This window comes from Actinomadura litoris, assembly GCF_009733595.1.
Lineage (GTDB): Bacteria > Actinomycetota > Actinomycetes > Streptosporangiales > Streptosporangiaceae > Spirillospora > Spirillospora litoris.
The window spans coordinates 221,548-236,787 of the sequence record NZ_WOFH01000011.1; the positions used below are offsets into that span (position 1 = coordinate 221,548).

The 15,240-nt window shown below is 72.4% G+C and carries 11 protein-coding genes; 4 read left to right on the forward strand and 7 right to left on the reverse strand.

Annotated elements, in window-relative coordinates; all coding sequences use genetic code 11:
• Positions 1 to 14: 14 nt before the first annotated feature.
• Positions 15 to 1,586 carry a glutamine-hydrolyzing GMP synthase gene (gene guaA, locus GNZ18_RS28645; protein ID WP_156219868.1) on the reverse strand — a complete coding sequence of 524 codons (1,572 nt, stop codon included), beginning with the start codon at positions 1,584 to 1,586 and terminating at the stop codon, positions 15 to 17.
• A 224-nt stretch (positions 1,587 to 1,810) separates the two neighbouring features.
• On the opposite strand from guaA, the gene GNZ18_RS28650 reads away from it, so the two are divergent.
• Complete coding sequence (locus GNZ18_RS28650) at positions 1,811 to 2,761, forward strand: zinc metalloprotease (RefSeq protein WP_312874804.1); 951 nt, start codon at positions 1,811 to 1,813, stop codon at positions 2,759 to 2,761.
• 172 nt (positions 2,762 to 2,933) lie between these two features.
• Here GNZ18_RS28650 and GNZ18_RS28655 read toward each other — a convergent pair whose 3' ends face one another.
• On the reverse strand, positions 2,934 to 3,686 hold the full coding sequence (locus GNZ18_RS28655) for a DNA alkylation repair protein (RefSeq protein WP_156219682.1): 753 nt from the start codon (positions 3,684 to 3,686) through the stop codon (positions 2,934 to 2,936).
• A gap of 198 nt (positions 3,687 to 3,884) precedes the next feature.
• Between GNZ18_RS28655 and GNZ18_RS28660 the strand changes: the two genes are divergently transcribed.
• Entirely contained in the window at positions 3,885 to 4,790 is a 906-nt protein-coding gene (locus tag GNZ18_RS28660) for a zinc metalloprotease (RefSeq protein WP_156219683.1), read from the forward strand.
• Here the strand turns inward: GNZ18_RS28660 and GNZ18_RS28665 are convergent.
• Together GNZ18_RS28665 and GNZ18_RS28670 are read right to left on the reverse strand one after the other, a co-directional pair.
• Entirely contained in the window at positions 4,778 to 6,580 is a 1,803-nt protein-coding gene (locus tag GNZ18_RS28665) for a GMC family oxidoreductase N-terminal domain-containing protein (RefSeq protein WP_312874805.1), read from the reverse strand. The two genes, GNZ18_RS28660 and GNZ18_RS28665, sit on opposite strands and share 13 nt — an antisense overlap.
• 8 nt (positions 6,581 to 6,588) lie before the next feature.
• A complete protein-coding gene (locus GNZ18_RS28670; protein ID WP_156219685.1) occupies positions 6,589 to 8,163 on the reverse strand; it encodes a succinic semialdehyde dehydrogenase in 1,575 nt (524 codons plus the stop codon).
• Between the two features lie 260 nt (positions 8,164 to 8,423).
• Here GNZ18_RS28670 and GNZ18_RS28675 point away from each other — a divergent pair, with 260 nt between their 5' ends.
• The gene (locus GNZ18_RS28675; protein WP_156219687.1) at positions 8,424 to 9,071 is read left to right on the forward strand and encodes a TetR/AcrR family transcriptional regulator; all 648 of its coding nucleotides are present in this window, start codon (positions 8,424 to 8,426) and stop codon (positions 9,069 to 9,071) included.
• A 118-nt stretch (positions 9,072 to 9,189) separates the two neighbouring features.
• The gene (locus tag GNZ18_RS28680; protein WP_156219689.1) at positions 9,190 to 9,879 is read left to right on the forward strand and encodes a phosphatase PAP2 family protein; all 690 of its coding nucleotides are present in this window, start codon (positions 9,190 to 9,192) and stop codon (positions 9,877 to 9,879) included.
• Here the strand turns inward: GNZ18_RS28680 and GNZ18_RS28685 are convergent.
• The 3 genes from GNZ18_RS28685 to GNZ18_RS28695 all read right to left on the reverse strand — a co-directional run bounded on the left by GNZ18_RS28685 (position 9,849) and on the right by GNZ18_RS28695 (position 15,176).
• Positions 9,849 to 11,870: an NACHT domain-containing protein gene (locus GNZ18_RS28685; protein WP_156219690.1), complete on the reverse strand. Its 2,022-nt coding sequence runs from the start codon at positions 11,868 to 11,870 to the stop codon at positions 9,849 to 9,851. The genes GNZ18_RS28680 and GNZ18_RS28685 overlap by 31 nt on opposite strands.
• Before the next feature lie 343 nt (positions 11,871 to 12,213).
• On the reverse strand, positions 12,214 to 13,953 hold the full coding sequence (glpD, locus tag GNZ18_RS28690) for a glycerol-3-phosphate dehydrogenase (protein ID WP_156219692.1): 1,740 nt from the start codon (positions 13,951 to 13,953) through the stop codon (positions 12,214 to 12,216).
• Positions 13,954 to 14,060: 107 nt separating this feature from the next.
• Entirely contained in the window at positions 14,061 to 15,176 is a 1,116-nt protein-coding gene (locus GNZ18_RS28695) for a GuaB3 family IMP dehydrogenase-related protein (protein WP_242889504.1), read from the reverse strand.
• Between the last annotated feature and the right edge of the window lie 64 nt (positions 15,177 to 15,240).

The window sequence follows — 15,240 nt, forward strand, 5'->3', positions numbered from 1 at the left end:
GTCCGGGCCTTCCGTCATTCCCACTCGATGGTGCCCGGGGGCTTGGACGTGATGTCCACCGTGACCCGGTTGACCTCGCGGACCTCGTTGGTGATGCGGGTGGAGATCCGCTGGAGCACCTCGTAGGGGAGCCGCGCCCAGTCGGCGGTCATCGCGTCCTCGCTGGTCACCGGGCGCAGCACGACCGGGTGGCCGTAGGTGCGCAGGTCGCCCTGGACGCCGACGGACCGCACGTCCGCCAGCAGGACGACCGGGAACTGCCAGATGTCGCGGTCGAGCCCGGCGCGGGTCAGCTCCGCGCGGGCGATCGCGTCGGCGTCGCGGAGGATGTCGAGGCGTTCGCGGGTGACGGCGCCGATGATGCGGATGCCGAGGCCGGGGCCCGGGAACGGCTGCCGCCACACGATCTCGGCCGGCAGGCCGAGCTGCTCGCCGAGCGCGCGGACCTCGTCCTTGAACAGCGTGCGCAGCGGTTCCACCAGCGTGAACTGGAGGTCGTCGGGCAGGCCGCCGACGTTGTGGTGCGACTTGATGTTGGAGGTGCCGGTGCCGCCGCCCGACTCGACCACGTCCGGGTAGAGCGTCCCTTGGACGAGGAACCTGACCGGTTCGGTCTCGCCCTCGACGATCTCCCGCGCCGCCTGCTCGAAGACGCGGATGAACTCGCGGCCGATGATCTTGCGCTTCTGCTCGGGGTCGCTGACGCCGTCGAGGGCGGCGAGGAAGCGCTCCTGGGCGTCCACGACGTGCAGGTTCACGCCGGTCACCGCGACGAAGTCCTTCTCGACCTGCTCGGCCTCGCCCTTGCGCAGCAGCCCGTGGTCGACGAACACGCAGGTCAGCTGGTCGCCGATGGCGCGCTGGACGAGCGCGGCGGCGACGGCGGAGTCGACACCGCCCGACAGCGCGCAGATCGCGCGGCCGGTGCCGACCTGCTCCCGGACGGCCTCGATCGACTCGTCCGCGATGTTGACCATCGTCCAGTTCGGACGGCACCCGGCGCCCTCGTACAGGAACCGCCGCAGGATCTCCATGCCGTGCTCGGTGTGCAGGACCTCGGGGTGGAACTGGACGCTGAAGAACCCGCGCTCGCGGTCTTCCATACCGGCGACGGGCGTCACGTCGGTGCTGGCGGTGACGGTGAAGCCCTCCGGGGCGGCGCTGACGAAGTCGCGGTGCGACATCCACACCGCCTGCTCGTGCGGCAGCCCGGCGAACAGCATGCCCGGCGCGGTGACGGCGACGGTCGCGCCGCCGTACTCGGCGACGTCGGAGTTCTCGACCGTCCCGCCGAGGGCCCGCGCCATCACCTGGTGGCCGTAGCAGATCCCGAACGTGGGGACGCCGAGGTCGAACAGGCCCTCGGGCGCGGCGGGGGCGCCCTCCTCGTACACCGACGCGGGGCCGCCGGACAGGATGATCGCCTTCGGCCGCTTGGCCAGCATCTCGGCGGCGGGCATCGTGGACGGCACGATCTCGCTGAACACATGGCACTCGCGGACGCGCCGCGCGATGAGCTGCGCGTACTGCGCGCCGAAGTCGACGACGAGCACGGTGTCAAAGGACTGGTCTGCGGCCACCAACAACGCCTTTCGCACGGGCCGGAAGGGTTCCCCAGTCTACGGGCGCCTGCCTGCGCCGATGTCGCCGCCCCCGGACACGTCCGCCACTTAGCGAAACTGGCCGATAACGGTCAGCGATCATTTACCTTGATCACACGCGCAGCAGTACTTCGCTCTGATACCTGTTGATGACACCGTGTGCTCGGCCGGTTCCCGTCCGCGTTCGTTCGTCCCATTCCAGGAGTGTCGTGAAGCTGCTCGCCGCCGCCCTGATCGCCGCCCTCGTCCCCGCCGTCCCGTCCATGCAGGCCGCTCCGGCGGGCGCGCCGGGCCCGGGCACGGCGGCGGCCGGACGCGCGGACTGCGCGTCCCCCGAGGCCCGGCTCCGGCCCGGCGCCCAGGTCCGCGAGCGCAACGACCTGACGCCGGGGCAGGCCGCCGCCACCGAACGCGGCCTGGACCGGATCCTCACCCGGCTCGGCCTCGCGGGGCCGGGCGCGCCGGCGTCCCCGCGCGCCGCCAAGCGGCTCGCGGCGCCGATCAACGTGCCGGTGTACTTCCACGTGCTGCACGACGGCGCCAGCGGGAACGTGTCCGACGCGGGGATCAGGCGGCAGATCACCGTGCTGAACGACTCCTACGGCGGACGCAACGGCGGCGCCGACGCCGACGTCACGTTCAGGCTCCAGGCGATCGACCGGACCGACAACGCCCAGTGGTACGCCGACCCCGAGCGGTACGAGCGCACCTACAAGCCGCGGCTCCGCAAGGGCGGCAAGAACACCCTGAACCTCTACAGCGCCTACATCGGCGGCGACCTGCTCGGCTGGTCGACCTTCCCGTGGAAGTACAGGTCCGAGCCCGAGATGGACGGCGTCACCATCCACTACGCCAGCATGCCGGGCGGCTCGATCGAGCACTTCAACAAGGGGTTCAGCGCCACCCACGAGGTCGGCCACTGGCTCGGGCTCTACCACACCTTCCAGGACGGCTGCGGCGGCATGGGCGACCGGGTCGCCGACACGCCCGCCGAGCGCGACCCCACCAACGGCTGCCCGTCCGGCAAGGACACCTGCCCCGCCCCGGGCGAGGACCCCGTCCACAACTACATGGACTACAGCTACGACACCTGCATGACCTCCTTCACCCCCGGCCAGGCGACCCGCGTCCACAAGTCCTGGGCCGCCTACCGCGCCTGACCGACCCGCTCGACGCAGGCCCGCGCCGCGCACGGGCCTGCGTAGCGCGCGACAAGGGCGCCCCTGGCAGGACAGCAACGACCCGGGCAAGGGGCCGTGCGGGCGCGCCCCAGACATGCGGCGGCCCTCCGGTGCGGGTCGGCGGGCGGTGCAGCGGGGCGAACGCGGCCGGTCAGCGGGTCCGGTAGGCGGATCGCAGGCGGGCCGCGCCGGGTTCGGGTAGGCGGCGGACCGCTTCGCGGAACGTCACGCCCGAGATCGTCGCGATGTGCTCGTCGACCCAGGCGGTCACCCAGGCCGGGTCGCGTTTGGAGTGCTCGCGCAGGACCCAGCCGAGGGCCTTGCGGATGAAGAACTCCTTCTCGCCGATCAGCGCCTCGCCGAAGCGTGCCAGGCGGTCGAGGTCGGGCTCGCCCGTCCGGACGCCGGGGAGCAGCGCAAGCATCGCCGTCCGCCGGATCCACATGTAGGGGTCGCCGACCCACGCGTCCAGCACGACGCCCAGGTCCGGGTCGCGGACGACCAGCGCGCCGACCACCTTCTCGGCGAGGTGGTCGACGTAGACCCAGCTCACCGAGTCGCGGATGAGCCGCTCCGCGACCGGCAGGTCGCGGGCCTGAAGGACGTTCACCCGCCTGGACAGCACCTCGATCGCCGCCATCCGCGCCTCGTGCACCGGGCGGCCGCCCTCCGACGCCGTCCACAGGGTGTGGACGAGCGCCAGCAGGTCCTCCCGCGACGGCTCGCGGCGCACCGCGGAATGGGCCACCTTGCGCAGCGCCGGAACGGGCACGCCGATATGCGCGAGGTCGCTCTTGAGGTAGCGCCGCTCGCTCTCGGCGCGGGACGCCTCGCCCAGCGCGCGCAGCTCGGCCAGGACGCGCGCCGCCTCCCCCTCCACGTCCACGTCCACGTCCACGTCCATGGACGTCACGCTACGCCCCGCCGCCGACAGCCCTGACAGCCCCGCACGGCCTCCCGCTACGGCGCCGAATTCGGCAATGTATGCGCTGGTTCGTCCAGGATTGCCAAAGACGCCGCAGGTATTGCCTACCAACCTGGTTCCAGCGACAACTCCGCTCCCCCGCGCGCGTCCCCACCGCGCCCGCTCCCAAGGAGTTTCATGAAACGCGCTGGAATCACGACCGCGATCGGCATGCTCGCCGCGTTCACCGCGTACGCGCCCGCCGCCACGCCCGCCCTCGGCACCGCCGCCGCGTCCACGTCGGCCAATGCTCGCACGAGCGACTGCGCCCCCCAGAACATGCAGGCCAGGGTGCGCGCCGGGGCGCACGTGACCGAGCGCAACCAGCCCGGGGCCGCCAGGGTCGCGGCCATGGAGAAGGACTTCCGGAGCCGGTTCGCCGCGTCCGGCGGGACGGCGAAGGCCATCAACGTCAAGGTGCACTTCCAGGTCGTCTACGGCAGCGCGGGCAACCTGTCGGACGCGACGATCACAAAGCAGATGGACGTGCTCAACAAGGCGTACGCGTCCAGCGGCGTGACGTTCACGCTCGCCGAGACCAAGCGGACGAACAACGCGACCTGGTTCGGCGACCCCGAGCGCAACGAGTCGGCGATGAAGAACGCCCTGCGCGCGGGCGGCGCGCAGGACCTCAACCTCTACACCGGCAACCTCGCCGGCGGCCTGCTCGGATGGGCGACGTTCCCGGCCGACTACCGCTCCAAGCCCAAGCTGGACGGCGTCGTCATCCACTACCAGAGCGTGCCCGGGGGCTCCCTCACCAACTACAACGAGGGCGACACCGCGACCCACGAGGTCGGGCACTGGCTGGGCCTGTTCCACACGTTCCAGGGCGGATGCAACGGCGCGGGCGACGAGGTGGCCGACACCCCGGCCGAGCAGAGCCCCGCGCAGGGCTGCCCGACCAACCGCGACACCTGCACCTCGCCGGGTGTGGACCCCGTCCACAACTACATGGACTACGGGTACGACTCGTGCATGACGGAGTTCACGGCCGGCCAGAACCAGCGCATGGCCGCGCAGTGGGCCGCCTACCGCAACTGATCGTGTGATCCCGGCCCGGGGCGGTCGCCGCCCCGGGCCGGGTTCCGCACGGGGATCGTGGTGAACAGCGCCGCCGGGGCGCTCGGAGGCACGACCGGATTCCGCGGCGGGACGGCCGCGACGCGGCGGTAGCCGAAGCCGAGTTCGGGACGCGGGTCGTCCTCGCCGAGGTTGGGCCAGAGCGCCATCGCCCGCTCGGCCTGCGCGGTGATCGTGAGGGACGGGTTGACGCCGAGGTTCGCCGACACCGCCGAGCCGTCCACGATGTGCAGGCCGGGATATCCGTAGACGCGGTGGTAGGGGTCGATGACGCCGGACTCCGGGGAGTCGCCGATCACGCAGCCGCCGAGGAAGTGCGCGGTCATCGGGACGTCGAACAGGTCGCCCCAGGTGCCGCCCGCGATGCCGCCGATCTCCTCGCCGACCAGGCGGGTCGCCGTGTGGCCCTCGGGCAGCCAGGTCGGGTTCGGCTCGCCGTGCCCGGCGGACGCGCGGACGTCCCATCCGAACGGGCCCCGGCGCGGCCGGAGGGTGATCGAGTTGTCGCGGGTCTGCATGACGAGCGCGATGACGGTCCGCTCCGACCAGTTCCGCACGTCCAGGAGCTGGAGGACGTCGCGGGGCCGCCGCGCCGCCGCGCGGGCGAACTTCAGCAGTCGCGGCGTGTGCGGTTCGCCGGGGCGGTCGCCGTCCACCAGCAGGGTCTGGAGGCCCGCGAGCAGGTTCGAGCCGCGCCCATAGCGGACGGGCTCGATATGGGTGTCGGGCGTGGGATGGAACGATGACGTGATCGCCACACCTGCGGAGTAGTCGGGGCCCGGCTTGCCGCGCCGCCGTCCCGCGCCGAGGATCGCCTCGGAGTTCGTCCTGGTCAGCGCGCCGAGCCGGTCGGACAGGTCCGGGAGGACGCCGGTCACCCGCAGCTTGTGGAGGAGCTTCTGCGTCCCGTAGGTCCCGGCGGCGAGGACGACCTGCCGCGCCGTCAGCGTCCTGCGGTTGCGTCCGAACGACCCCGTCCGGACGATCTGGACCTCGTACCCGCCACCGGCCAGCGGCGCGACGCGTGTGACGCGGCTCAGCGGCATCACCCGCGCGCCCGCGCGCTCGGCCAGGTAGAGGTAGTTCTCGGTGAGCATGTTCTTCGCGCCGTGGCGGCAGCCGACCATGCATTCGCCGCACTCCATGCAGCCTCGGCGGCGCGGACCGGCGCCGCCGAAGTAGGGGTCGGCGCTCTCGATGCCGGGGCCGCGCCCGAAATGGACGCCGACCGGGGTCCGCACGAACGTGCCGCCCACCCCCATCCGGTCGGCGACCTTGCGCATGACCTCGTCGGCCGCCGTGACGGTCGGGTTCCGCACGACGCCGAGCATCCGCTCGGCCTGCTCGTAGAAGGGTGCCAGCTCGTCGCGCCAGTCGGTGATGTGGGCCCACTGCCGGTCCTTGAAGAACGGCTCCGGCGGCACGTAGAGCGTGTTGGCGTAGTTGAGCGACCCGCCGCCGACGCCCGCGCCCGCCAGCACCAGGACGCGGCTCGACCGCGCGCCGCGGATGAGGTGCATCCGCTGCATGCCCGTCAGGCCGAGGCCGGGCGCCCACAGGTACCGCGCGATCCGCCAGTTCGTCCTGGGCAGCGCCGGGTAGCGGGATCCGGGCGCGCCCGCCGGGTTCGTGTCGAAGCGGCGGCCCGCCTCGATCACGCCGACCCGGTAGCCCTTCTCGGTCAGCCGCAGCGCCGCGACGCCGCCGCCGAACCCCGACCCGACGACGAGGACGTCGAAGTCATACCGCACGACTGTTCCTATTTGATCCGAAGCCACTTCATGATCTTGACACCGCCGGCCATCAGATCGGCGAACTTCTCGTAACCGAGGCCGCCGGGCGGCTCAAGGTCCATCAGATGTTGGCTCGCCACGGTCTTGACCTCGGTGAACCGGAGCATGCCCTCGGAGCCGTGCCGGCGTCCGACGCCCGACTGCTTCATGCCGCCCATCGGCGCGTCGTGCGAGGCGTAGGCAGCGCCGTAGCCGTCGTTGACGTTGACGGTGCCCGCCTGGAGCCGGGCCGCGACGCGGCGTCCGGCGGCGGCGTCGCGCGTCCACACCGAGGCGTTCAGGCCGTAGGGGCTGGCGTTGGCGCGCTCGACGGCCTCGTCCAGGTCGCGGTACCGGTAGACGGCGACGACCGGGCCGAACGTCTCCTCGGCGCACAGGTCCATGTCGGCGGTGACGTCCGCGAGGACCGTCGGCGCGTAGAACAGGGGGCCCACGTCCGGCCGCGCCTTCCCGCCCGCCAGGACGGTCGCGCCCTTCTCGACGGCCTGCTCGACGTGCCGCGTCACGCCCTCCAGCTGGCGCGCGTGGGTCAGCGAGCCCATGTCGGCGTCGAAGTCGAGGCCGGTGCCGAGCCGCATGCCCTCGACCAGTTCCACGAACCGGGGGACGAAGCGGTCGTAGACGTCCTCGTGGACGTAGAGCCGCTCGATCGAGATGCACAGCTGCCCGGCGTTGGTGAAGCAGGCGCGGACGGCGCCGCGCGCGGTGCGCTCGACGTCGGCGTCCGCCATCACGATCATCGGGTTCTTGCCGCCGAGCTCCAGCGAGTACCCGACCAGCCGGGGCGCGACCTTCGCCGCGATGGCCCTTCCGGCGCGGGTGGACCCGGTGAAGGCCACGTAGTCGGCGCCCTCGACCAGCGGATCGCCGATCTCGGACGGGTCGCCGACGACGACCTGCCACAGCTCGGGCGGCAGCCCGAGGTCGACCAGCAGGTCCCTGACCCACAGGCTCGACAGGCACGTCTGCGTGTCGGGCTTGTGGACGACCGCGTTGCCCGCCATCAGCGCGGGCAGGATGTCGCCGGGGCCGAGCGTGATCGGGTAGTTCCACGGCGAGACCAGCCCGACGACGCCCTTCGGGTGCCGCAGCTCCTGGACGCGGGTGAGCCCCGGCACCATGCCCTGCCTGCGGCGCGGCCGCAGCAGCCGCCCGGCGCGGCGCGCGTAGTAGAGCGAGCACAGCGCCACGTCGAGGAACTCCTCCGTCGCGTGGCGGCGCGCCTTGCCGGTCTCCAGTTGCAGGACGTCGAGCAGCTCCGCGCGCCGCGCCACGAGCGCGTCCGTCAGCCGCAGGAACGGCTTGACCCGCTCGCGGACGGGCAGCGCCGCCCACGTCCGCTGGGCCTCGCGCGCCCGCTCGTAGGCGCGGCGCACATCGACCGCGTCCGACAGCGGGACGGTCGCGAGCGGCTCACCGGTGAAGGGCGCGACGACCGTCGCCGTGGCGGCGCCGCCGGAGACGATGTGCGAGGTCAGCCGGGCGATACGAGCGTCGGAAAGGGTGCGCTCCCCCTGGGCGGGGGCCGTCGGGGATGCCATGGAGCCAGCGTATGGTCCCCGGCCGTCCATTGCTACCCACAAGTAACGAGGCGGTTGTACGGGTATGCGTGAGCTGCCCCGGTTTCGTCGGCGGGGGCACCGAAGCGGACCGTTCCAACACCGTCCGACTTGGGCAACTCGGCGAATGACCATGTGCGGCCGGTGTATCCCGGACAGCAGGAGGAGAAACCGGCGTCGCCCCCCGAACGTTCGCTGCCGCCCGTCCCGGGGCGCGCCCGACCCCCCGAAGGGAAGTGCGCATGAGCGACACCCACGGACCGCCCGAGGGTGACGGACGTGTCCGGGGCGCCCCGCCGTCCGGGACGGGCGGCAGACCGCCGGACCCCGCCGTCCCGCCCGCGCGGCGGGGGCGGCGCGAGCAGACCCGCGCCCGGCTCCTCGGCGCCGCCGAACGCCTCTGGGCCGAGCGCGGCATCCACGGCGCCTCGCTGGACGACATCGCGGCGGCGGCCGGGCTCACCAAGGGCGCCGTCTACTCCAACTTCGCGGGCAAGACCGACCTGCTGCTCGCCCTGCTCGACCGCTTCACCCACGACCGCGCCGGGCACGGCGTCCTGGACGACCTCGAATCGGCGGCACCGGACGACGCGGAGTCGCCCTACACCGAGGTGGAGGAGCGCGCCCGGCGGATCGCGTTGCTGATGGTCGAGTTCTGGCTGTACGGCATGCGCGACTACGCGGCGGGCTGGCGGATCGCCGACTGGTACGCCGAGCGCCGCGCCCACCTGGCGCGCGACCTCCCCGAGGCGGGCGGCGTCGCGGCCGGCGACCGCGCCGTCCTGGCGCTGGCGATGGAGATCGGGCTGCCCTTCCAGCACCTTCTGGACCCCGAGCGCGTCCCCGCGCATCTGCAATCCGTGGGTCTGGAACTGCTCCGCGAAACCTGACCGGCATGGGCCGCCGCGTCGCCCGGGATTCCTTCTTCTGCCATTTCTGGAGCGAAACAACTACTATCCAGACATAGCGGCTAAAGGCCGATTCCGTCCCCGGGGGGTCTGTCCCGACGTGCCCGACCCTCCGCGCGAGCCCATCACCCGGCTGGTGAGGCGGCTCCGGAGGAGGTCGGCGCGGGACGCGGGAGCGGGTCCCTGGCTCCGGATCGGGGTCAAGGCGGCGGTGCTCGGCGGGCTCCTCGCGCTCTACGACCCGCTCAACCGGGGCCCGGCGCGCTGGTCGCCCGAGATCCCGCTGGACGAGCACATACCGCTGGTCAAGCAGATGGTGGTCCCCTACGTCTCGGTGCTGGCGCTCGGGCCGCTCACCCTGCTGTTCCTGCTGGTCACCTCGGTGCGGCTGGCACGCTCCATGATCATCTCAGGCATCCTGCTGCTGGTCGCCGCCTACCCGTTCTACGTGTTCGCGCAGACGCACATGACGCGTCCCGAGGTCACCGGCGACGACGTGTTCGCCGGGCTGCTGCGCGCGGTGTACGGCGGGGACGACGCCTACAACTGCTTCCCGAGCCTGCACACCGGCTTCTCGGTGATCATCGCGGTGCACTGGCTGCGCTACGACCGGCGCGCGGGCGGGCCCGTCGCGCTCTGGTGCGCGCTGATCATCGCCTCCACGCTGCTCGTCCGCCAGCACTACATCGCCGACATGCTCGCCGGGCTGGCGGTCGCGGCGCTCGCCTGCTGGACGGCGCTCCGCGTCGTCGGGCCGCCTCAACTCTCCGAGCGGGCCAGCTCGCCCTGAAGGAACACGTGCTGGAACTGGTACACCGGCCCCACCCTGCGCAGGACGCCCCGGCGGTGCGCCTCGTCGAGGAAGTCCATCAGCCGCCAGGGCGGCGGCGTCTTGCCCCGGGGCCACAGGAGCATCGTGTAGAGGAACAGGTGCACCGACGCGACCACCCCCGCCCGCCCCTTCGCCGACCTCAGCGCGAGCACCCACGGCAGCCCGTACAGCAGCCCGCCGCACAGTGCGCTGCACACGCCGAACACGACGCCGATCACCGGATGCACCAGGAACCAGCCCACGCCGCCGCTGGTCAGCCCGTAGGCGAGGCCGAAGAACAGGACGACGCGCCGGTCGCGGCGCAGCAGCATGCGGGGGCTGCCGATCCGGACGGTGGCGTCCGGCTGGGCACCGCTGTAGGCCAGCCCGAGAGGGACGCCGACGACCGAGCCGACGAGGATCGCGCCCCCGGCCCCGCCCAGCAGGAAGCCCGTCACTCCCCCGCACAGGGCGGCGAGCAGGCTGCCGAGCAGCATGGTCTGCCACTTGCCCTGCCAGCCGAACTGGAGTTCGGACGGGATCGGCAGGTTCCGCGCCGCCGGGACGGCCATCCCCACGCCGCCGATGGCCGCCGCCACCCCGCCGGCCGCCACCCCCGTCGCCGGCCCCCATTTGAGCCAGGTCACCGCCCCGAACGACAGCCCCGCCGTCGCGGCGGCGATCCCCCCGCCCAGCAGCGCCGCCAGCATCCGCTGGCTGCGGCCCGCCAGCTCGGGCAGCGTCCACCACGCGATGTTGGCCATCTCCCGCTCGTTCATCCCCACCGCGATGAACCGCAGCCAGCGGCGGGCGTCGGCGCCGTGCCAGCCGCCGCGCCGGTCCCGCTCGGGAAGCTCGGGGAAAACGGCCGGGACGAGCCGCCGTAAGAGGTGGTCGCGAATGGTCTCGGCGTCGGGGAATCGGTCCGTCCGAAGCAGCTCGTCCGGACCGGTGTCCGGTGCCTTGTAGACCTCCCGGGCCAGCGCCACCATCAACGGCGTGGACAGCGCCTCGGCGAGCCGCCCCTCCGGCTCCTCGCGCAGCGCCGTGAAGACCGGCCGCCAGCGGGAAAGGCCGTCCATCATCCCCGAGAGGTAGTCGACGACCTTCTGCGGATTGAGGTCCTGGAGTTCGACCTGCCGCGCGTCGCGGATCGGCGCGCGGTCGCGCGTGGCGTGGCGGAACTGCTCGGAACGGCAGGTGACGATCAACCCGGGAAGCCACACGAGGGCCTCGTTGATCTGGTCGATGGGGTCGGGGCGCAGCGCGCCGCCGGGGGCGTCCCAGCTCAGCTCGTCGAGGCCGTCCAGGACCGGGAGCACCCGCCGCGTGCTCAGCAGCCGCTCGATCGTGTTCGGCGGATATCTGCCGCGGTTGCGCAGGAACAGGAACTGCATTCCGAGTTCCTGTTCCAGCCATTTCATGAGGCCCTGCTCGTGCGGCACCCAGTTCGCCAGCGACAGTTTGACCGGGACCGGCCCGCGGCCGGTCTCGGTGCGGCGCCGCACCAGGTCGAGCGTGAGCAGGACGGCGAGCGACGTCTTCCCCGTGCCGGGCTCACCGGTGATCACCAGCCGCCTGGAGCCGGACGCCTCGAACGCGTCCATCATCGTGGGGATGTCGACCACGGTGTCCTCGTCGAAGCCGGACAGCGTCCACCGGAACGGCACCAGGCCCGCGTGCAGGTCGAGCCGCCGCACGGCCGCCTCGCGGTGCCAGTCCTCGTCGACGAGCTCGGCGAGCTGCGCGGCGACGGCGTCGAGATCGTCCTCCGGCCCGAGATCGGCCCTGGCCTGGAGGATCAGCCAGATCACCACCACCACGGCCAGCAGGACCAGCGTCCACGGCCAGTTCCGCTGCCCCCACCCCTCGAAGGGCTTGGACGCCACGCCCATCAGCACCCCGACGACGAGCGAGAGCGCCAGCGACACGATCGCCAGGCGCGCCGACTCGCCCCTGCGGCGGCTCACCCGCGCCCACCACCACGGCTCCCGCCGTCCGCCACGACACGCGCCCCCTCGGAGTCTCGTCCGTCGCCGGCCGTGAAGCACCGTAAGCGCGCGGTCAGCCGCTGTCCATGCCTTCGGACACAGAGGTCAATTTCGGGCATGAATAAGAGCTAAGAGACCCTCGTCCCCAGTTGTCCGCAAGTGCCACGCCCATCGCCGCGATCGCGTCCGAAGGCGGGTACGAGCGAAGCGAGGACCTGATCGCAAAGCGAGCCGCCAGGCGGGTTCGGAGCGACGCGGCGATCGCACGCGGTGCCCGCCGAAGGAAGGCGCTCCGCGCCTGACGCCGAGGGCGCCGCCACGGTCACGGCGTGGCGGTGGGGACGATGTCGGGGGCGCCCAGGCGGCTGGCGGCGGCCTCCTGGTCGTCGTCCTGGGTCTGGGAGGCGCGCTCGGCCTGGACGCGCTTGCGGTAGTACTCGATCTCGCGGTCGCGCTGCTTCTTGGACCAGCCGAGGACGGGCGCGAGGAGGTCGGCGGCCTCCTGGACGACGCCGACGCCGCGGTCCCAGGTCTCGATCGAGATGCGGGTGCGGCGGGCGAGGACGTCGTTGAGGTGGCGGGCCCCCTCGTGGCTGGCGGCGTAGACGATCTCGGCGCGCAGGTAGTCGTCGGCGCCGGTGAGCGGCTTGGCGAGGTCGGGCTTGCCCTTGATGAGCGTGAGCAGGTCGTCCACCAGCGTGCCGTAGCGGCGCAGCAGGTGCTCGATGCGCGCGACGTGCAGGCCGGAGCGGGCGGCGAGGCGGTGCCGGGCGTTCCACATGGCCTGGAAGCCGTCGCCGCCCACGAGCGGGACGCGGTCGGTGCACGACTCGGCGACCTTGCCGTCCAGGCCGTGGGCGACGGCGTCGATGGCGTCCTTGGCCATGACGCGGTAGGTCGTGTACTTGCCGCCCGCCACCAGGACCAGCCCCGGGACGGGGTGGGCGACGACGTGCTCGCGGGAGAGCTTGGAGGTCTCCTCCGTCTCACCCGTGAGCAGCGGGCGCAGGCCCGCGTAGACGCCCTCGACGTCGTCGTGCGTGAGCGGCGTGGTGAGGACGGCGTTGACGTGGTCGAGGACGTAGTCGATGTCTGCCTTGGACGCGGCGGGGTGGGCCCGGTCGAGGTCCCAGGCGGTGTCGGTGGTCCCGATGATCCAGTGCCGCCCCCACGGGATCACGAACAGCACGGACTTCTCGGTGCGCAGCAGGATGCCCGTCGAGGAGTGGATGCGGTCCTTGGGCACCACGAGGTGGATGCCCTTGGACGCCTTCACGTGGATCTGGCCGCGGCCGCCGACGAGTTCCTGGATGTCGTCGGTCCACACGCCGGTCGCGTTCACTACCTGCTTGGCGCGGACCTCGGCGGTCGTGTCGCTCTCCAGGTCGCGGACGCGCAGCCCCGTCACCCGCTCGCCCTCGCGCAGGAACCCGACGCACTGCGTCCTGGACGCGATCTGCGCGCCGTACTCGGCGGCGGTGCGCAGCGCCATCATGACGTAGCGGGCGTCGTCGACCTGCGCGTCCCAGAGCTGGATCGCGCCGGTGAAGGCGTCCTTGCGCAGCGACGGCGCGAGCCGCATCGCGCCGCGCCTGGTCAGGTGCCGGTGCGCGGGGACGCCCCGGGTGCTGCCCATCTGGAGGGACAGCACGTCGTACAGCGCGACGCCCGCGCCGACGTAGCCGCGCTCCCACACGTGGTGGGTCGTCGGCAGCAGGAACGGGACGGGGCGCACGAGGTGCGGCGCGATCTGCTGGAGCAGCAGCCCCCGCTCGGTCAGCGCCTCCCGGACGAGGTCGAAGTTGTACTGCTCCAGGTAGCGCAGCCCCCCGTGGATCAGCTTCGACGACCGGGAGGAGGTGCCGGAGGCGAAGTCGCGCGCCTCGACCACCGCCACCGACAGCCCGCGGGTCGCGGCGTCGAGCGCCGCGCCCGCCCCGACGATGCCGCCGCCGACGACCACGACGTCGAACTCCTCGCGGGCCATGCGGTCGAGCGCCGCCGCCCGCTCGGCCGGTCCGAGCCGTGAGCTGCCGAGCCCGGTCACCGGTGATCCCGTCATCGCGATTCCCCCCAGTGCTGTTGGTACGAGCTGTACCTACCCAACAGTAAGGAAGGCTGCACGGTGGGAGGACACCGATTCCCGGTGACCCCGATCTCAGTCGGCGATCAGTCGTTCAGGCGGCGGCCCGCCACGACGACCTGCACCCGCTGGAACTCCTTCAGCTCGGTGTACCCGGAGGTCGCCATCGCGCGGCGCAGCGCCCCGATCAGGTTCATCGAGCCGTCGGCGACGTGGGAGGGGCCGTGCAGGATCTGCTCCATCGTCCCGATCGTGCCGAGGTCGAGCCGGGTGCCGCGCGGGACGTCGCCGTGGTGGGCCTCGCTGCCCCAGTGGTAGCCGCCCCCGGGCGCCTCGGAGGAGCGGGCGAACGGCGAGCCGACCATGACCGCGTCGGAGCCGCAGGCGAACGCCTTGGCGATGTCGCCGCTGTTGACCATGCCGCCGTCGGCGATCACGTGGACGTAGCGTCCGCCGGACTCGTCCATGTAGTCGCGGCGGGCGGCGGCCACGTCGGCGACCGCGGTCGCCATCGGCACCGCCACGCCGAGCACCGTGCGGGTGGTGTGGCCGGAGCCGCCGCCGAACCCGACGAGCACACCCGCGGCGCCGGTCCGCATCAGGTGCAGCGCGGCGGTGTAGGTGGAGCAGCCGCCGACGATCACCGGGACGTCCAGCTCGTAGATGAACTGCTTGAGGTTGAGCGGCTCGGCCCGTCCGGACACGTGCTCGGCCGAGACCGTGGTGCCGCGGATCACGAACAGGTCGACGCCCGCGTCGATCACGGCCTTGTGGAACTGCGCGGTGCGCTGCGGCGACAGCCGCGCCGCCACCGTCACCCCCGCCTCGCGGATCTCGGCGATCCGGCGGCCGATCAGCTCCTCCTTGATCGGCTCGGCGTAGATCTCCTGGAGCCGGTGGGTGGCGCGGACGTCGTCCAGCGAGGCGATCTCGGCGAGCAGCGGGCTCGGGTCGTCGTAGCGCGTCCACAGCCCTTCGAGGTCGAGGACGGCCAGGCCGCCCAGGCGGCCGACCGCGATCGCGGTGGCCGGGCTGACCACGCTGTCCATCGGCGCGACGACCAGCGGCATCTCGAAGCGGTAGGCGTCGATCTGCCAGGCGACGCTGACCTCCTCCGGGTCGCGCGTCCGGCGGGACGGCACGATGCCGATGTCGTCGAAGGCGTACGCCCGACGGCCGCTCTTGCCCCGGCCGATCTCCACCTCAGCAGCCACTGCGCCCTTCCTTACGTGATCCGAGTCCCGCCGGTGGCGGGAGCGAGCCCCG